General features: G+C 67.9%; 16 protein-coding genes. 4 read left to right on the top strand and 12 right to left on the bottom strand.

Features of this window, described 5'->3' with window-relative positions:
* Positions 1–54: 54 nt before the first annotated feature.
* Genes DM816_RS13990 through DM816_RS13965 form a run of 6 tightly spaced genes read right to left on the bottom strand, consistent with a single transcriptional unit; the run spans position 55 to position 6,516 of the window.
* Positions 55–1,368 (bottom strand): ADP-ribosylglycohydrolase family protein, encoded by a 1,314-nt coding sequence (locus DM816_RS13990; RefSeq protein ID WP_117210660.1) that lies wholly within the window; start codon positions 1,366–1,368, stop codon positions 55–57.
* Complete coding sequence (locus DM816_RS13985; RefSeq protein WP_117210659.1) at positions 1,365–2,531, bottom strand: ADP-ribosylglycohydrolase family protein; 1,167 nt, start codon at positions 2,529–2,531, stop codon at positions 1,365–1,367. The genes DM816_RS13990 and DM816_RS13985 overlap by 4 nt, the downstream gene beginning before the upstream one ends.
* Positions 2,528–3,790, bottom strand: coding sequence for an ABC transporter substrate-binding protein (locus DM816_RS13980; protein ID WP_117210683.1), 1,263 nt, complete (start codon positions 3,788–3,790; stop codon positions 2,528–2,530). The genes DM816_RS13985 and DM816_RS13980 overlap by 4 nt, the downstream gene beginning before the upstream one ends.
* Before the next feature lie 31 nt (positions 3,791–3,821).
* On the bottom strand, positions 3,822–4,643 hold the full coding sequence (locus DM816_RS13975) for a carbohydrate ABC transporter permease (protein WP_246001936.1): 822 nt from the start codon (positions 4,641–4,643) through the stop codon (positions 3,822–3,824).
* Positions 4,640–5,515, bottom strand: a complete 876-nt coding sequence (locus DM816_RS13970) for a carbohydrate ABC transporter permease (RefSeq protein WP_117210657.1) — start codon at positions 5,513–5,515, stop codon at positions 4,640–4,642. Before DM816_RS13970 ends, DM816_RS13975 begins: the two co-directional genes overlap by 4 nt.
* Positions 5,512–6,516 carry a LacI family DNA-binding transcriptional regulator gene (locus DM816_RS13965; RefSeq protein ID WP_246001935.1) on the bottom strand — a complete coding sequence of 335 codons (1,005 nt, stop codon included), beginning with the start codon at positions 6,514–6,516 and terminating at the stop codon, positions 5,512–5,514. Before DM816_RS13965 ends, DM816_RS13970 begins: the two co-directional genes overlap by 4 nt.
* A gap of 247 nt (positions 6,517–6,763) precedes the next feature.
* Here DM816_RS13965 and DM816_RS13960 point away from each other — a divergent pair, with 247 nt between their 5' ends.
* Positions 6,764–8,155, top strand: a complete 1,392-nt coding sequence (locus tag DM816_RS13960; RefSeq protein WP_117210655.1) for an FAD-dependent oxidoreductase — start codon at positions 6,764–6,766, stop codon at positions 8,153–8,155.
* A gap of 142 nt (positions 8,156–8,297) precedes the next feature.
* Here DM816_RS13960 and DM816_RS13950 read toward each other — a convergent pair whose 3' ends face one another.
* Entirely contained in the window at positions 8,298–9,287 is a 990-nt protein-coding gene (locus DM816_RS13950; protein WP_162907453.1) for a LacI family DNA-binding transcriptional regulator, read from the bottom strand.
* Between the two features lie 78 nt (positions 9,288–9,365).
* On the opposite strand from DM816_RS13950, the gene DM816_RS13945 reads away from it, so the two are divergent.
* From DM816_RS13945 to DM816_RS13935, 3 genes are read left to right on the top strand one after another with little or no spacing between them, the layout of a single operon-like run.
* Positions 9,366–10,511 (top strand): Gfo/Idh/MocA family protein, encoded by a 1,146-nt coding sequence (locus tag DM816_RS13945; RefSeq protein WP_117210653.1) that lies wholly within the window; start codon positions 9,366–9,368, stop codon positions 10,509–10,511.
* Between the two features lie 49 nt (positions 10,512–10,560).
* A complete protein-coding gene (locus DM816_RS13940; RefSeq protein WP_117210652.1) occupies positions 10,561–11,559 on the top strand; it encodes a dihydrodipicolinate synthase family protein in 999 nt (332 codons plus the stop codon).
* The gene (locus tag DM816_RS13935; protein WP_117210651.1) at positions 11,543–12,337 is read left to right on the top strand and encodes a sugar phosphate isomerase/epimerase family protein; all 795 of its coding nucleotides are present in this window, start codon (positions 11,543–11,545) and stop codon (positions 12,335–12,337) included. Before DM816_RS13940 ends, DM816_RS13935 begins: the two co-directional genes overlap by 17 nt.
* Before the next feature lie 13 nt (positions 12,338–12,350).
* Here the strand turns inward: DM816_RS13935 and DM816_RS13930 are convergent, their stop codons facing one another.
* The 5 genes from DM816_RS13930 to DM816_RS13910 are packed head-to-tail and all read right to left on the bottom strand — an operon-like array spanning position 12,351 to position 17,038.
* Positions 12,351–13,823, bottom strand: coding sequence for a glycosyltransferase family 39 protein (locus DM816_RS13930; protein ID WP_117210650.1), 1,473 nt, complete (start codon positions 13,821–13,823; stop codon positions 12,351–12,353).
* 27 nt (positions 13,824–13,850) lie between these two features.
* Positions 13,851–14,150: a cytidine deaminase gene (locus tag DM816_RS13925; protein WP_117210649.1), complete on the bottom strand. Its 300-nt coding sequence runs from the start codon at positions 14,148–14,150 to the stop codon at positions 13,851–13,853.
* Positions 14,143–15,450: a hemolysin family protein gene (locus DM816_RS13920; protein ID WP_117210648.1), complete on the bottom strand. Its 1,308-nt coding sequence runs from the start codon at positions 15,448–15,450 to the stop codon at positions 14,143–14,145. The genes DM816_RS13925 and DM816_RS13920 overlap by 8 nt, the downstream gene beginning before the upstream one ends.
* 36 nt (positions 15,451–15,486) lie before the next feature.
* Positions 15,487–16,008, bottom strand: coding sequence for an rRNA maturation RNase YbeY (gene ybeY / locus DM816_RS13915; RefSeq protein WP_117210647.1), 522 nt, complete (start codon positions 16,006–16,008; stop codon positions 15,487–15,489).
* A gap of 4 nt (positions 16,009–16,012) precedes the next feature.
* Positions 16,013–17,038 (bottom strand): PhoH family protein, encoded by a 1,026-nt coding sequence (locus tag DM816_RS13910; RefSeq protein WP_117210646.1) that lies wholly within the window; start codon positions 17,036–17,038, stop codon positions 16,013–16,015.
* Between the last annotated feature and the right edge of the window lie 144 nt (positions 17,039–17,182).

Here is a 17,182-nt window from a genome sequence, read left to right as displayed (position 1 = left end):
CAATGGCGTCCCTCCGCTGCACATATCCTTTGGTTCGCTCGGGCAAGCCCTCACTCACGTCGCAAGCCTCCTCGTCCAGGCCGCGAGCTCGCTGAACGTCACTCCATCCAGGCCCGCTATGCTCGTGTGCAACGTGTCGCGCAACGGATCGGTCCACACTTTCGGAAGCGTCCCGGCGAGTGCACCCGTCACCGAGCCGACGGTCGCCCCGTTGGAGTCGGTGTCCCAGCCGCCGCTGACCACCGCGCAAATCGATGTGCTGAAGTCCCCCTTGCCATGGGCCAACGCCGCGGCCACCAGGGCGGCGTTATTTCTCACGTGCACCCAATGAAGTTGCCCGTGCTCCCGATAGAGCTCGTCCACAATGCTCTCCCAGTCGCCCGTCAGCCCTCGGGCGCGCCGAATCACCTCCCGGAACCGTCCCGCCGGGAGCACACTGTCTCCGGCGTCCAAAACATCGTCCACGGTGGACGCTGTCAGCGCTGCGGCGGTCATGGCCGCGACCCAGCGGGCGCCAAGAATCCCGTCCCCCACATGGCTCACGGCCGCGTCACGCGCCGCCATCTCCGCCGCGTCGCCCGGCCGGCCCGGATTCACCCACCCATACGCATCGGCCCGAATCTGCGCCCCGATCCACTCCCGGAACGGATTGTGGCGGTTCGCGGTCTCCGGCGGGGTCAATCCCAGCAGCATATTCCGATAGGCGACACGCTCCGCGGTGAACACGCGACCCGCCGGCAGCCAATCCAACCACGCCTGCGCCACGTCACTACTAGTGAAGTCCGGACCATACGTGGAAAGGATTTTCAGCGCGAGCACGGCAAAATTCAGGTCGTCGTCTTCCGGCATCCCGTCGATGTTCTCGGCCAGCGAGTTCGGCGCGCTGCGCCGGTTCCACGGCCAGCGCTCGGCCACCTCGTCCGGCAGGCCGACCGCGGTAAAGTAGCCGTCCAGTGGCCACCGCCCGGTCACCTGCAAGATCTGCCGGATCCCCAGCCGCGGGATCTTCTCCACCGGCTTGCCCAACAAACACCCCACGGCGCGCCCAACCCACGCGCCGTGTAGCCTGCGCAGCTCATCGCCTGGCACACCACCCATTGCCACCGCACCGCTCGATGAACCGGCCACACCCGTCGCACCGCCGCTTTCGGCTGCTCGCAGCGCATCGCACGCGTCGAGCAGTTCGAGAGCAAGCGCACGGAGTCCTGGCGAGGCAGGCACGGGCGAGGCCCCGCTGACCGGGGGCTTGAGCGAGCCGCCCGCAGCCACCCATCGGCGCTCCAGCTCCGACACGTCGCGCCCCTCATCGCGAGACGTGCCGAACTCGTGCGGCAGCAGATCCTCCGGCTGCACCCACGTGAGCCTCACGTCGGCACCCCCTGCGCTTCGGTCACCATGCGCGACCCCGTTAGCGAGCCCATTGCCGCGGCCCGCTTGGCGAACCGGAGTTCGTCGCGCGCAAGGACTTCGGTCGCGACCTCCGCCAGCACGCGACCCGGCGCCGCGAGGTCCAGTTTAGAGGCGGCCGAAACCGTTGCCGCCCAATCCTCAGGGATTGGACTGACACCAAGCGCTCCCGCCAACGCACCGGCCATGGTCGCCGTCGAGTCCGCGTCCCGCCCGTAATTGACCGCGCCCAAAACCGCGCCCTCGAAGGAGCCCCGCGCCACCAACAGCATCCCCAACGCGATGGGCAGTTCCTCAATCGAGTGCAGCCGGCTTGGCCGCCGCGCACCGAGCCCGGGACTGCGATACGCCTCACCGACCGTGTCAAACGGCGCAATCGCCGCCCGCAACGGCCCGATCGCCTCCCGCCAGTCCTCATAGGACCGGGCGGCAGACACGACGGCGGCAATCGCCGCACGCGTCCCGTCCTTGGCCAACGCAAGGCACGCATCCACCACATCCGACGCCGCGGCACCCGGCGTCATCGCGGCCGCAACCCCCGCCGCGAAAACGGCCGCGGCCTCCCGCCCGTACGAGTGCTGATGCGCTCCGGCGATAGAAGCCGCCTCGTCATAAGCGCCCACCGGATCCCCCGCGTTCACGACCCCAACCGGAGCCATGTACATCGCCGCTCCGCAATTGCAGATGTTCCCGACCCCCGCCTCCCTCGGGTCGGCGTGCGCATGCCACAACCGTGTCACCAACCACCGCTCCGCGGCCGCGAGGCGATGGAAGGCCACCGCCTCGCGCCCCATGTCCGGGATGTGCACCACCTGCTCGATCAGGTCGGGCACCAGCAGCTCCGCCACGTCAAACGCGTCCAGGTGGTCGCGCTTGCGCGCATACACCCGCACCAGCGCATGCGTGAGCAGCGTGTCATCGGTGATGTGCCCGTCGCCCTTGTGATACGGGGCCAGCGGCCGCGCCGCCCAGTTCTCGTGGAACGGCGGCACGATGCCCGTGACCCAACCGCCGTACCGCGCGCGAATCTCCTCGGGCAGCGCGGTTTCGGTCGCACCGCCCAGCGCATCGCCCACGGCCGCGCCGACCAGGCACCCCACCGACCGGTCGAGCAGTTGCGTCATCCCCTGAAACCGTCCTCTAGCTGCTTCGCCAGCTGCTCCAACGTGATTTTGTCGGCGAAGTACTGTTGCAGCGCGGGCGTCGCGTGCTTGCTCTTCCACTCCGGATACCCATTGACCTTCTGGAATGCCGAGATGGTCAGATCCGCCGCACTGTCGGCAGCCACGTCCCAGCCCTGCTTGCCGCCCGTCAGCTTCACGAGCTCGTCATTGGCCTTCTTCCCCGTCGGCACGAGCCAGTCGCCCTTGGCCAGAGTCGCCATATTCGCGGGGTTCAAGAAATACTCGATGAATTGCATGGCCTGCTTCTTGGCCTTGCTGTCCTCCGAAATGGACAGTGTCTGCGGATTCGCCGCCTGCTGCGAAGAGGCACCCTTCAGCGGCGGAATCGTCACCCACTCAAACCCCGCCGGCGCCTGCTCGACCATCTGCTGCCGCAGCGACACCGATCCGGGCAGCATCGCGTATTTGCCACCGAAGAATCCGGGCAGACTGTCCGCCCCGCTCATCCCCAGCGCCGCCGGGGACGCCGTCTTCGAAACATAAAGCATGTCGTGTATCCGTTGCGGCACCGCCTTTTCGGCGTCCGTCACCTTGACGACGGTCTTACCGCCCTCCTCGTAGAAGAACTTGCCACCGAAGTTCAGCGACAGGTTCATCACCCGGTTGGTCGGTGACTTCAGCGCCCACGCCACGCCAAACGTCTCGCCGGCCGTCAGCTTCTGCGCGTTGGCCTGGAACTCGTCCCAGGTCCACCCGCCCGTCGCCGGCGGCACCGCGATCCCGGCCGCGTCGAGCAGCTTCTTGTTGGCGATCACCACCTGCGACTCCAGCAGGAACGGGACTCCGGTCACCTTCCCGTCGAACGTCGTGGTGTCCCACACTCCCGGGGCGATCTGCCCCTTCAGCTCGCTTGAGACAAGTGACGAAAGGTCGGCGAGGTATCCCTGCTTGCTGAACTCGCCGAGCGCCGCCGCCTCGTAGTGGAAGATGTCCGGTGCGTCGCCGCCCTCAAACGACGTGAGCAGCTGGTCGTGCACCGAATTCCAGTCGCCCTGCACATATTCGATCTGAATGTCCGGGTGTTCCGCGTTCCACTTCGTGACGATTTCCTTGTTGGCCGCCAACGACTCTTTCTGCCACGCGAGCGACAGGAAGCGCAGTTTCACCGGCCCGCTGGTCTCCTCCTGCGGCGCATTGCCACCACTGCACGCGGCCAGTCCTAACAGCAGCGCTGCCGCCACCGCGAGTCGACGTAACATGAATTCCAACCTCCTGTGTTTGTATGCCAGTTCAGCCTTTCACCGCTCCGGCTAGGGATCCGGAGGACAGACGGCGTTGCATGAAGGCGAAAAAGAGCAGGCTCGGGATGGTGGCCAGCAGCGATCCCGCGGCCAGCGGCCCGAGCCGGGCCGTTCCTTCGATTCCGACGAACCGCGCCAGGGTCACCGGCAGAGTCGCCAGGTCGGGGTTCTTGATGAGCACCAGCGCGAAGAAAAACTCGTTCCACGCCGAGATGAAGGCGAACAGAGCGGTCGCGACAACACCCGGCGCGAGCAACGGAAACACCACGCGCCACAGCACTTGCAAGCGCGTCGCACCGTCGACAGCGGCCGCCTCCTCCAGCTCCCGCGGGATGTTGCGCACGAACCCCTGCAGCATCCACAGCGCGAACGGCAGCGCCCACACCACGTAGATCAACACCAGCCCGGCGTGCGTGTTGGCGAGCCCGACCTCCCGCAGCACCAGGAAAATCGGGATGATCAGGAGCACGAACGGGAACAGCTGCGACAGCAGCACCCAGCCCAGCGCGGCCGTGCCGACCCGAGTCTTGAAGCGCGCCAACGCATAGGACGCGGGCAGCGCGACAATCACGGTCAACACAGCCGACCCGAGCGCGACCTTCAGACTGTTGAACGCGGCCCGGTCCAACTGCTGCTCGCTGAACGCCTGCACATAGTTCATCAGCGTCGGCGCGTCCGGCACGAGAGTCGGGTGCAGCTTCACCAGCTCCGGTGGCGGCTTCAATGAGGTCGAAAGCATCCACACCAAGGGAAAGCCGAGGAAGATGAGGTACCCCATCAAAGCCACGTATTGAAGGAAACGCTTCATCATTTCGCCTCCCTCAGCCGGCGCCGCAGGTAGATCGCGAGCAGCGCCACGATGATCAGGACCATCACGTTGCCGAGCGCGGCCGCGTAGCCGTAATTGCCATACCGGAACGCCTCCTCGTAGGCGAACAGCATGGGCAGCATGGTCTTACCGCCCGGCCCGCCCTGCGTGAGCACATACACCAGCCCGAAGGAATTGAAGTTCCAGATGAAGTCCAGCGACGTGATGGCCACGATGACCGGGGCAATCCCGGGCAGCGTCACGTTTCTGAAACGCTGCCACGCCGAGGCCCCATCGGTCGCCGCCGCCTCGTGCAGTTCCTTTGGCACGCCTTGCAACCCGGCCAGCAGCACGACCGTCGTCTGAGGCATGCCCGCCCACACACCGACGATGATGACCGCGGGCAGCGCGGTGGCGAAGTCGCCCAACCAGTTGCTGCGCAAGCCTTCCGCGCCCACGCGGTGCAGCGCCTCGTTGAGCAGCCCGGCGTCCGGGTGATAGACCAGCCGCCACAGGATGCCAACGACGACCGGCGGCATGGCCCACGGCACGAGCGCCAGAACCCTTGCCAGTCCACGGAATCGCAGCGGCTGGTTCAGCAGCAGTGCCAGCCCGAGCGCGAGCAGGAACTGCAGCACGGTCACGCCGAACGCCCACAGCAGTCCAATCCGGAATGAGCCCCAGAAGAGCTCGTCCTTCAGCAACTCCTGATAGTTGGCGAAGCCCGTGAAGTTGACCTCAACGTTGCGCCCGGCGCGCGCGTCGGTGAAGCCCAAGTACATCCCGCGCAGCAACGGAAACACCGACAGCGCGAGGATCGGTATGAGACTCGGCAGGAGCAGGAGATAGACCCCCGTGCGGTCGGAGCGCCTCATGAGCTCTCCCGCACGACGAGCTGCGGCGGCACGAGTTCGCGCCGCGCCTTGAGCGCCGGATCCTTGATCCGTTCGAGCAGGAGTTGTGCCGCGAGCCGCCCGCGGGCCGCCGAGCCCAGTGACACGCTTGAAATCTGCGGGTACGACATGCGCGCCAGCTCGGTGTCGTCCATGCCCACCAGCGCGACGTCTTGCGGGACCCGCACCCCGGCCACCAGCAGCGCGTGCAGCGCGCCCACCGCGATCAGGTCGTTGGCGCAGATGATCGCGTCTGGTTGTCCCGAACCGAGCAGCCGCTCGGCCGCGACCCGCCCCGCCTCATACTGAAACTCGCCGACCTCGATCCGATGCTCCAACCCATGCCGCCGCATGGCCTCCCGGTAACCGCTATCACGCGCCGCCCCCGGCACGGTGTCCAGCGGCCCGTTGATAAACGCGATCCGCTTGCGCCCACCCGATACAAGATGATCAACCGCAAGCGCAATGCCCGTCCGCGAATCGGTGCGCACATTGTCGACCTGCACCTCATCCGGCAACTGTCCAATCACGACCACCGGGGCGGGTGACGCCACCATCGCCGCAACATGAGCATCCGTCAGCCGGATCGGCGAAATGATCATGCCGTCCACATAGCGGTGAGCGAGCCGTTTGAGCAGGGCGGTCTCCTGCCCCACCTGCCCGCCCGTGGCGTGCACCACCAGCTGGCGCCCCGATTCGGCGACCACCGACTCGATGGCGCGCATCATCTCGACGTAAACCGGGTTGCCGATGTCCTCGACGGCGAACGCGATGAGGTCGGTCCGCTGGGATTGCAGCGAACGCGCGATCGCGTTGGGCACGTAGCCCACGGTCTCGGCCGCCTCGCGCACCTTCGCCACCGTCTCGGGACTCCCGCCGTGCCCATTGAGCACACGCGACGCCGACGCGATGGACACGCCCGCCAGCGCGGCGACCGTGTGCACGGTCGGCCTTTCGCCAGGTCGTAAACGTTTACGATCCACGATGCGCTGCTCCCGGTAGCTAGTTGTAAACGTTTCCGGCGAGTCTGCCCCCACAACCCCCACCCGTCAACCCCCTTTTCCGGTTGATCATGAACTTAAATCCATGCCCAGCGGCGTGTCGTCACGCCAACTTCATGATCAACCCTGGCGAATCGACCATGGAGTTGATGCCGCGACACACCGTCGAACATGGACGTGAGGTCGTGATCAACGCGGGGGGGGTGACGAGCGGCTAGGCTTCGGTGTCATGGGGAGTGAAGGCGGCGCCGTCGTCATCGGCGCGAGCGTGGCGGGTCTGACCGCCGCAACCGTTCTGGCCCAACGATTCGCACACGTCACCGTCATCGAGCGGGATTCGCTGGACGGCTCGGCCCTGCCGCGCCGGGGAGTCCCGCAGGGGCACCATCCGCACGTGCTGCTCGCCGCCGGCCAGCGCGCGCTGGAGGAACTCTTTCCGGGCATCTGCGACGAGATGATCGCCGAGGGCGCCGTCCCGTTCGACCCGGGCCTGGATCTGATCTTCCACCGTTTCGGCGGTGCGTGGCCCCGGGCGCGCATCGGCATGGAGCTCATCTCGTTCAGCCGCCCACTGCTGGACGCGTTGCTGTACAAGCGCATCAGCCAGCTGTCCAATGTGGTCGTCCGGCCCGGCACGGCGGTCAGCGGCCTGGCCGGCGACGCCAACCGGATCACCGGTGTCGTGCTCGGCGACGGCACCACCGTCGATGCGGGCCTCGTGGTCGACGCCTCCGGGCGCGGCGGCCGGTCCGGGCGGTGGCTGGCCGATCTCGGCTGCGCCGTACCGTCCACTGTGGAGGTGAACATCGGGGTCGGCTACGCGAGCCGGTTCCTCAAGCGCGAGCCCGGCGGCGAGGGCGAGGCACTCGGCTATTTCACACTCCCGACCGCGCCCGCCAAGCGGACCGGAATCCTCCTGCCGGTGGAGGGCGATCGCTGGCTGGTGTCGATGGGCGGCTGGCACGGCGACTTCCCGCGCGACGAGGCGCAGATGCTCGCGTTCGCGGCCGAGCTCCCGCTGCCTCAGATCCACACCGCGCTGCGCGAGGCCGAGCCGCTGACCGAGGTGATGAGCATGACGTTCCCGTCGAGCAAGCGGCGATACTTCGAGAAGCTGACCGCCGTGCCGGCGGGCTACGTGGCCGCGGGCGACGCGGTGTGCAGCTTCAACCCGATTTACGGGCAGGGCATGACGTGCGCGACGCTGGAGGCGCTCGCGCTCGGCCGGCTGCTCGACCGATACGGCGGCGCGTCGCCCGACCTGACCCGCGCCTACTACCGTGAGGTCGGCACCATTCTCACCACGCCGTGGCGGTTCGCGGTCGGCGGCGACTTCGTCTTCCCCGAGACCACGGGGCCGCGGCCGCGCGGCATCTCACTGCTCAACGGATACTCCAAGCGGGTGCAGCTGGCCGCCCGCGCCGACCCGGAGGTGCGCAAGGTCTTCACGGCCATACAACACCTGCTCATCCCGCCCAGCGCGCTGTTCAAACCGTCGTTCGTGTTGCGCGTGCTACGCGCCTCCAAGGGCGCGCAAACGCAGCAGGGCGCGCAAACGCAGCAAGGCCCCCAACCGCAGCAAGGCCCCCAACCGCAGCAGGGCATGCAGACGCGGCAATGACCGTCATCCTCGTCACCGGCATCCAGGCGGCCGGCAAGTCCACGGTCGCGCAGGCGCTGGCCGATCGGCTGGACAGGCGCCGCGCTCTCCCGGACCACCCACACGGCCTCCGGCGTCGCGTTTGGACAGAGAGACAGCTCGGCTAGCCGACAGGCGAGGTGCTCTCCCGGACCACCAACACGGCCTCGGCCGAGATGCTGCGGCCCGGCGGGTGGTCGGACAGCACGAGCTCCATCGCGCTCGCGCCGATGGCGTCAAGGTCCAGCCGGACGGTCGTCAGCGCGGGTGTGACGTCCACGGCCACCGGCAGGTCGTCGAAGCCCACCACCGACACACCCGTCCGCCCGAGCTCACGCAGCGCGGCCAGCGCCCCCACCGCCATCAGATCGTTGTGCGCGAATATCGCGGTGGGCCGGTGCTTGCGCAGCAACGTGACCGCCGCCGAGTGCCCGCCCTCCCGGGTGAAGTCGGACTCGGCCACCGCCACCGGCTTGACGACCGACGCGAACCCGTCGAGCCGCGACTGCGACGTGGCCAATGTGGACGGTCCGCAGATGACCCCGATCCGCTTGTGCCCCAGCGAAACCAGGTGCTGAGCCACCTGTTGCGCGCCGCCGAAGTTGTCCAGCGCCACGGTGTCGAACCCCGTGCCGTGCCCGCCGATCGCCGCGACCCGCCCACCGGACTCCGCGAACGCCGTCAGCTCCGCCGCCATCGAGAAATCGTTGAACGCCGATCCGGCGAGCAGCACCGCCCGCGCCCGCTGTGCCCGCAACCTGGCCACATAATCGCGCTCCAGCGAGGGGTCCCGAAAGGTGTTCGCTACGAGCACCATCAGGTCGTGCTCACGCGCGACCCGCATCGCCCCGGCCGCGATCGCCGCGAAATATGGATCGGCGATGTCGTGCACCAGCAGCCCGACCATCGTGCTGCGCGAGCGCGCCAGCGACTGGGCCGGCGCGTGGGCGACATAACGTAGCTGTGCCGCGGCATCGACGACGCGGGAGGTGAGTGACGGGTCCACGCGCCGCCCGCCGCTGCCGTGCAGGACGCGCGACGCGGTCGCGAGGGAGACCCCGGCCAGCGTGGCGACCTGCTGCAGCGTCGGACCGGTTGACGTCAGGCGAGCCATGTGCGTAGGGTACCGCATGGCCCGGAAAGCGCTTTCCAGACTCCGGGCCAAGGCGCGGACAGCGGAAGTAGGGACGTTATGGACCGCAAATCAATCGGCATCATCATGAACGGCGTGACCGGGCGGATGGGCTACCGTCAGCACCTCGTGCGCTCCATCCTGGCCATCCGGGAGCAGGGCGGGCTGGCGCTGCCCGACGGCACCCGGGTCTGGCCGGAGCCGATCCTCGTCGGCCGCAGCGCGGCGAAGCTCTCCCAGCTCGCCGAGCAGCACGGCCTGACCCGCTACACCACCGATCTCGAAGCGGCGCTCGACGACGAGGCCAACGAGATCTACTTCGACTCGCAGGTGACCACCGCCCGGACCAAGGCGCTGCGCAAGGCGATCGACAAGGGCAAGCACATCTACACCGAAAAGCCGGTCGCCGAATCCCTCGAAGACGCGCTCGACCTGGCCCGCCGCGCCGACGAGAAGGGCATCATCCACGGCGTGGTCGCCGACAAGCTGTACCTTCCCGGGCTGCGCAAGCTCAAGCGCCTGGTCGATTCCGGCTTCTTCGGGCGCATCCTGGCGGTGCGGGTCGACTTCGGGTACTGGGTGTTCGAGGGCGACTGGCAGCCCGCCCAGCGCCCCAGCTGGAACTACCGCGCCGAGGACGGCGGCGGCATCATCCTGGACATGTTCCCGCACTGGCGTTACGTGCTCGACCACATCATCGCTCCCGTCAAGTCCGTCTATGCGCATGCCAGCACGCACATCCCGCAGCGCTGGGACGAGGCCGGAAACGCCTACGCCGCAACGGCCGACGACGCCGCCTACGCGGTGCTCGAGCTCGAGGGCGGGATCGTCGCACAGGTCAACAGCTCCTGGGCGACCCGCGTGGACCGCACCGAGCTCGTGTCCTTCCACGTCGACGGCACCCTCGGCAGCGCGGTCGCCGGGCTGCGCGACTGCCGCATCCAGCACCGCAACACCACCCCCAAGCCGGTCTGGAACCCCGACCTTCCGGTCACCCACGACTTCCGTGCACAGTGGACAGACGTGCCCGACAACGACTCCTACGACAACGGTTTCAAGGCGCAGTGGGAGGAGTTCCTCGCGGCCGTCGTTACCGGCACCCCCTACGCACACGACCTGCGCAGCGGTGCCAAGGGCGTCCAGCTCGCCGAGCTCGGCCTGCGCTCGGCCCGGGAGGGCCGCCGCCTGGAGGTCCTCGCTTTATGAAAAAGCCCGCAGGTCGTCGCCTTATGAAAAACCCGGAGGTCCCCGCCCCATGAAACGGACCTTCTATGCCGCCGCACACGTCGTGGCGACGAGCGACACCGACATCGACTGGGACGCGACGCTCGCGTTCCGCCGTCACCTGTGGTCGCTCGGGCTCGGCGTGGCCGACGCCATGGACACCGCGCAGCGCGGCATGGGCCTTCCCTGGGACGCGACGCAGCAGCTGATCAAGCTGAGTGCCGCGGAGGCCGGGTCCGTTGGGGGCCTTCTCGCTTGCGGAGTGGGTACCGACCAACTGCCCGCCGGTTCCCATCCACTCGCGAAAATCGAGGCGGCATATCGCGCCCAGCTGGAGGTGGTGCAGTCCGCCGGAGCCGGCGCCATCCTCATGGCCTCCCGCGCGCTGGCCGCCTCCGCCAAGTCCGAAAAGGACTACCACACCGTCTACGGCAACCTGCTGTCGCAAGTGGACGCTCCGGTGATCCTGCACTGGCTCGGCGAGATGTTCGACCCGCAGCTGGAAGGCTACTGGGGCCCCAACCCCGATGAGTCGGTCCTGGAGCTCATCCACAATTACGCGTCCAAAGTAGACGGCGTCAAGGTGTCCGTTTTGGACGCGGACCGCGAGATAGCGTTGCGCAGCAAGCTTCCCGATGGCGTGAAGCTCTACACGGGCGACGACTTCAACTATCCGTCGCTCATCGAGTCCGGATCGCACGCCCTGCTCGGCATCTTCGACGCCATCGCCGTGCCCGCAGCGCGGGCACGCGAAGCGCTGGACGCCGGCGACACCGCGGGCTTCCGGGCCATCCTCGACCCGACGGTGCCGTTGGCCCGCCACATCTTCGAGGCGCCGACCTACAACTACAAGACCGGCATCGTCTACCTTGCCTGGCTCAACGGCCACCAGGAGCACTTCCACATGGTCGGCGGCCTGCAGACCGCGCGCTCCAAGGAGCACCTCGACAAGCTCTACCGCCTCGCGCTCGAAGCAGGCGTCATCACCGATCTCGACCTCGCGGCGGCCAGACATGCTTCTCTCGCTTAACACCGCCACGATCAAGCGGGCCACCCTCGCCGAGGCCGCCCGCCTGTGCGTGGAGCACGGCATCACGGGCATCGGCCCGTGGCGCGACGTTATTGAAGGTGCGGGCGGCGCGGCCGCCGCCCGCACCGTGCTCGACGACCACGGCCTGACCGTCACGACCCTGTGCCGGGGCGGGTTTTTCACCACGCCCGACGGGGTCGACGACACCCGGCGCGCCCTCGACGAGGCCGCCACACTGGGCACGCGCGAGCTCGTGCTCGTGGTCGGCGGCCTGCACGCGGGTTCCAAAGACCTGCCCGCAGCGCGCCAAACGGTCGCCGACGCACTGGAACAGCTTGTCCCACAAGCCAACGCAACGGGCGTGCGGCTGGCCATCGAGCCGCTGCACCCCATGTTCTGCGCCGACCGCGCGGTCGTCTCGACCCTCGGCCAGGCGCTCGACCTGGCCGAGCCGTTCGCGCCGCACGAGGTGGGCGTGGTCGTCGACACATACCACGTCTGGTGGGATCCCGACCTGTTCGCCCAACTCAAGAGGGCGCGCGGTCGCATCTCGTCCTATCAGGTGTGCGACTGGGTCGTACCGCTCCCGGCCGACATGCTGCTGGGCCGAGGCCACGTCGGCGACGGCCACATCGACTTCCCGCCCATCACCAGGGCCGTGCTCGACGCGGACTACGACGGCTACGTCGAGGTCGAAATCTTCAACCAGTCCATTTGGGACACCCCGCCCGCCGAGACCGTCGCCACAATGGTGGAGCGCCACCGCCTCATCGACTGATACGTTGCCGTCGCTAGCCGCGCCGCTCATAGAGCACGAGGGTCAGGTTCCCGATCACGGTCACGGTGATGCGCTCGTAACGTGACTGAAGCTCACCGGCCAACGGCGCGGGCGCCGGAGCCAGCGGATGCTCGCGCTGGTCGAACGGGCGGACCACCCACAGGCGCGCGGTGTCGCCAAGGCACGCGGGCATATCCGTGGCGGGCGATCCCCACAGGTGGTCGCGTTGCGGGCCGGTCTTGTCGCGGCACACCGTCCTGAGCCGTTCTTCGCCCAGACCGTGGTAGTCCAGCGCGGCATCGATCGCCATCCAGCTGTCGTCCTGCAGGTACAACCGCGCGTCGCCCGGCCGCACCTGCCCGCCAAGCCAGCCGATGGCTTCGCTGTAGCGCACGTTCCCCTGCCCCACCGACACGGGGCCTCTGATCGCTCGCTGGTCATCGATGCCCAGCACGGCTACCAACCCCAGCACAGCCACGGCTGCCCACGGCCGCGCTCGCGCCAGGGCCGTCGCCGCGAGGACGACCAGACCCACCAGGCTGAACGCCAGGTACCTCCCAAACCAATAGGACGAGTACTGGGAGATGAGCCATATCAGCAAGATTGGCGCCGCTGTCAGGCCGAGGCCCAAAGCCGTCGTTTTGGCATTGTCGAACAGGCCGATCGCCGCGAGCGTCACGGCCGCCGCGGCCACCAACCCGGACATGACGATCGATTGAGGCGCTTGGATCAGGTCACGCAGTCCCGGTTTGACGGTGAGCCAGTAAAGCTGGTCACCATGCTGCCGCATGGCCATGACGCCCACCGGCAGCGCGAGCATCAGCCCGGCCGGCGCCGCGACTAGCCATCGAAGCATTCGCCTGTCACGCTGCAACAGAAACCAAGCACCCACGGCGACCGCGTGGCCCGCCACGACCATCGCCGCGACGAGATGGAACATCGCCGTCGCGCCCACCGCGACCCCATACGGCACCCATCGCCGCCACTGCGGCCGCTGCAACGCGCGCACCAGAAGCCATGTGGCCACAGCGGTTCCGAGCGTGGCGAACGCATATGACCGCGCCTGCTGCGCAAAGTAGCTCATCACCGGCAGCAGGGCGAATAACAATCCGGCCAGTACCGCCTGCAGCCGCCCATACCACACCCGGACCAAGCAGGCCATGACCGCCGCCGCGGCCGCGATGGCCAGGGCCGACGGCGCACGCATCGCGACCGCCGAGTCGCCGAAGACGGCCATCCAGGCATGCAGCACGAGGTAGTACACGATCGACGTCGCGTCGATATTTTGCGCCAGCGCCAGCAGTTCGGGCAACGACCGGCCCGCCGCGCTCCACGACGCCAGCTCATCCCGCCACAGATCGGGCTCGCCGATCCGGAACGAGACCACGGCCAGGGTCACCAGGAACACCCACGCCCAGTACAGATCCGCGAGCCGCCCGGCCCAAGACCGCCGGCTCGCGGCAACGCCCGCGCCGTCGTGAATCACCGGGCGACGGTAACACCCGTGCCGGCGCTAGGGCACGACGACCAGAACGGGCGCGTCCGGCGTGAGGTCAGAAACCGGCGTCTCGTCCACTTTGGACTCCTCCGTCACGACCACCGCCGCTTCCAGCATCGTTGCCCCGGCCGCGATGGCGTTGGCCACCGCGAGCTGCAGCGCCGTGATCACGAACGTCGGCCGGGCCACGGTGACGCCCGTGTAGCTGCGCCCGTCGCCGTCGCGCACAGCCGCGCCCTCGGCCGCGCCCACCCGCGCCCGCGCCGACTTCGCCAGCGTCACCAACTTGGCGTCTTCCGCAGACAGGTCAGACATCGGCCAGATCCCTCTCGTTGTCGGCAACGGTGCGCTTGACCAGCACCGTGTCTATGTGGTTGCGCCGCCCGGTGGTGCCCTCCGCCACGAGCGACAGCCCGCCGATCGTGGCAGCCGAGCCGGGGATCGGCACCCGCCCCAGCGCCTGCGCGAGCAGCCCGCCCACGGTCTCGACCTCGTCGGCCGGAAGCTCCACGTCGAACAGCTCACCGAGGTCTTCAATGGGCAGCCGCGCGGTGACCCGGAACTCCTCCTCGGACAGGCGCTCGACCGGCGGCCGCTCGACGTCGTACTCATCGGTGATCTCGCCGACGATCTCCTCCAGGATGTCCTCGATCGTCACCAACCCCGCGGTCCCACCGTACTCATCAATGACAATCGCGATATGCGTCCGCGCCGCCTGCATCTCCGACAGCAAATCATCGACAGGCTTTGATTCTGGTACGAACACCGCCTCGCGCATCAGCACGGAGACGGCCGTGGATTTGGCGTTGCCCTGCTGCATGCGCCGGGCCAGATCCTTCAGATAGACGACCCCCAGCACGTCGTCGACCGACTCCCCGATCACCGGGATGCGCGAGAAGCCCGACCGCAGCGCCAGGGTGATCGCCTGCTCGACGGTCTTCGACGCCTCGATCCAGACCATCTCCGTGCGCGGCACCATCACCTCACGGGCGATCGTGTCACCGAGCGTGAACACCGAGTGGATCATCTCCCGCTCGCCGTGCTCCACCACGCCGCGCTGCTCGGCCAGGTCCACCAGCTCCCGCAGCTCGACCTGGGTGGCGAACGGCCCCTCCCGGAAACCGCGCCCCGGCGTCATCGCGTTACCGATGACGATCAGCAAGCGGGCCAACGGGTTCAGCGCGCGCCCGAGCCAGCGCACGATCGGCGCGCTGTATCGGCCCACCGCGTACGCATGCTGCCGCCCGATCGTCCGCGGCGCCACACCGACCACGATGAAGCTCAGCACGGTCATCGCGCCGGCCGTCACCACCGCCGCGATCCACGCCACCCCGCGAAACGTCTCGACCGCCACCAGCGTGACCAGCGTGGTGGCCGTCAGCTCGCACATTAGGCGCAGCAACAGCAGCAGGTTGATGTGCCGCACCGCGTCCTTGGCCACGGTGTGCAGGGCCATCGCGCCCCGCCACCCCTCGCGGGCCAGCTCCGCGGCGCGCGCGGGCGACACCGCGCCCAGCGCGGCCTCGCTCATCGCGAACAGGCCCGCCAGCACCACCAAACCGGCGGCCGTGCCCAACAGGGTGGCGTCGGGCAGGCCGCCTAAATCACCTGACATTGCCGTCCCACCTGTGTCCGCGGCTATGGTGACCGGTCACCGCCGGGCCTGCCAGGCGTCGAGCAGCTTGCCCTGCAGGGCGAACATCTCCCGCTCCTCCTCCGGCTCGGCGTGGTCGTAGCCGAGCAGGTGCAGCACCCCATGGATGGTCAGCATGGTCAGCTCGTCGGCCATGCCGTAGTTTCCATCCACGGGTTTGACTATCTCAGCCGAATCGGCACGCATGCGCGGGTCGGGACTGCCATATTTCGCCGCCTGCGCCTGCGCAACCTCCGGGCAAAGCACGATGTCACCCAAAAGCGTTGGCGCGCCCGTGTTTTCGGCCGGCCCATGGTCGATCGAGGTGTTTTCGTCCATGGGGAAGGCGAGCACGTCGGTCGGGCCGTCCTTGCCCATCCACTGGTGATTGAGCACCGCCATGTAGTCCGCGTCGACGAGCAGCACCGACAGCTCGGCTAACGGGTTGACGCCCATCTGTGCCAGGGTGTGCCGGGCGACCGCGACGATCGCGTCGGCATCCACGTCCACCCCGGACTCGTTGGCGATCTCAATCGACATCTATCTACCTTCGTCTGCCGCCACGGCGCCCCGGAACGGCGTGAACATTGGCGGTGGCCGGCGGTTCCTGCGCGGCGTCCCACTTCTCATACGCGTCAACGATCTCGCTCACCAGCCGGTGGCGCACCACGTCGGCGCTGCTCAGCCGCGCGAAGTGCACGTCCTCGACGCCGTCGAGGATGTCCTGCACCACCCGCAGGCCGCTCTTCGTCCCGCCGGGCAGATCGACCTGCGTGATATCACCGGTGACCACGATCTTCGACCCGAACCCGAGCCGCGTCAGAAACATCTTCATCTGCTCGGGCGTCGTGTTCTGCGCCTCGTCGAGAATGATGAACGCGTCGTTCAACGTCCTCCCCCGCATGTACGCCAGCGGCGCGACCTCGATGGTCCCCTGCGTCATCAGCCGCGGAATCGAATCCGGGTCGATCATGTCATGCAGAGCGTCATACAACGGCCGAAGATAAGGATCTATCTTTTCATTGAGAGTACCGGGCAGGAAGCCCAGCCGCTCACCCGCCTCCACCGCGGGCCGGGTCAGGATGATCCGGTTCATCTGCTTGGCCTGCAACGCCTGCACGGCCTTGGCCATGGCCAGGTAGGTCTTGCCGGTGCCGGCCGGCCCGATGCCGAACACGATGGTGTGCTGGTCGATGGCGTCGACGTAGCGCTTCTGCCCGAGCGTCTTGGGCCGAATGGTGCGGCCCCGCCGGGACAGGATGTTGAGCGTGAGCACCTCGGCCGGGCGCTCGGCCGTCCCTTGGTTGAGCATGTCGACAGTGCGGCGCACCGCGTCCTCGGTCAGAGTCTCCCCCTTGGAAATCAATTCCAGCAGCTCACCAAAGACGCGCTCAGCGAGCGCATTGTCGGCCGCGGGTCCACTGATGGTGATCTCGTTGCCCCGCACCATGATGTCGCTGGCCAGCGCCTTCTCGATGAGCCGGAGTGTCTTGTCCCCGGCACCAAGCAGCTGGACCATGACTCGCGGGTCGGCAACGGTGATTTTGGTTTGTGTGGAAGCAACGCTCATAACTCGGCCGCTTGGCCTCCCGCCACCCGCTCTCTCACTCGGCACAACTGTGGTGCGTCCATGGTAGTTCCTCTACCCACCTACGCCATACGGCTTTGCCGGGCCGCCGCCCTCTCGCCTCGGCCGCCGCCGCGATACCGGCCG

The organism is Allorhizocola rhizosphaerae (assembly GCF_003426775.1).
GTDB lineage: Bacteria > Actinomycetota > Actinomycetes > Mycobacteriales > Micromonosporaceae > Allorhizocola > Allorhizocola rhizosphaerae.
Note: the sequence above shows the minus strand (reverse complement) of the source record. Positions and strands in the feature narration are given on the sequence as shown.

What these genes read in the sequence shown, in the direction of transcription:
- DM816_RS13960 (WP_117210655.1), top strand. Translation starts at nt 6,764, where the DNA reads ATGGGGAGTGAAGGCGGCGCCGTCGTCATCGGCGCGAGCGTGGCGGGT.
- DM816_RS13920 (WP_117210648.1), bottom strand. Translation starts at nt 15,450, where the DNA reads ATGTCAGGTGATTTAGGCGGCCTGCCCGACGCCACCCTGTTGGGCACG.
- DM816_RS13925 (WP_117210649.1), bottom strand. Translation starts at nt 14,150, where the DNA reads ATGTCTGACCTGTCTGCGGAAGACGCCAAGTTGGTGACGCTGGCGAAG.
- DM816_RS13945 (WP_117210653.1), top strand. Translation starts at nt 9,366, where the DNA reads ATGGACCGCAAATCAATCGGCATCATCATGAACGGCGTGACCGGGCGG.
- DM816_RS13950 (WP_162907453.1), bottom strand. Translation starts at nt 9,287, where the DNA reads ATGGCTCGCCTGACGTCAACCGGTCCGACGCTGCAGCAGGTCGCCACG.
- ybeY (WP_117210647.1), bottom strand. Translation starts at nt 16,008, where the DNA reads ATGTCGATTGAGATCGCCAACGAGTCCGGGGTGGACGTGGATGCCGAC.
- DM816_RS13985 (WP_117210659.1), bottom strand. Translation starts at nt 2,531, where the DNA reads ATGACGCAACTGCTCGACCGGTCGGTGGGGTGCCTGGTCGGCGCGGCC.
- DM816_RS13935 (WP_117210651.1), top strand. Translation starts at nt 11,543, where the DNA reads ATGCTTCTCTCGCTTAACACCGCCACGATCAAGCGGGCCACCCTCGCC.
- DM816_RS13980 (WP_117210683.1), bottom strand. Translation starts at nt 3,790, where the DNA reads ATGTTACGTCGACTCGCGGTGGCGGCAGCGCTGCTGTTAGGACTGGCC.
- DM816_RS13970 (WP_117210657.1), bottom strand. Translation starts at nt 5,515, where the DNA reads ATGAGGCGCTCCGACCGCACGGGGGTCTATCTCCTGCTCCTGCCGAGT.
- DM816_RS13910 (WP_117210646.1), bottom strand. Translation starts at nt 17,038, where the DNA reads ATGAGCGTTGCTTCCACACAAACCAAAATCACCGTTGCCGACCCGCGA.
- DM816_RS13975 (WP_246001936.1), bottom strand. Translation starts at nt 4,643, where the DNA reads ATGATGAAGCGTTTCCTTCAATACGTGGCTTTGATGGGGTACCTCATC.
- DM816_RS13940 (WP_117210652.1), top strand. Translation starts at nt 10,561, where the DNA reads ATGAAACGGACCTTCTATGCCGCCGCACACGTCGTGGCGACGAGCGAC.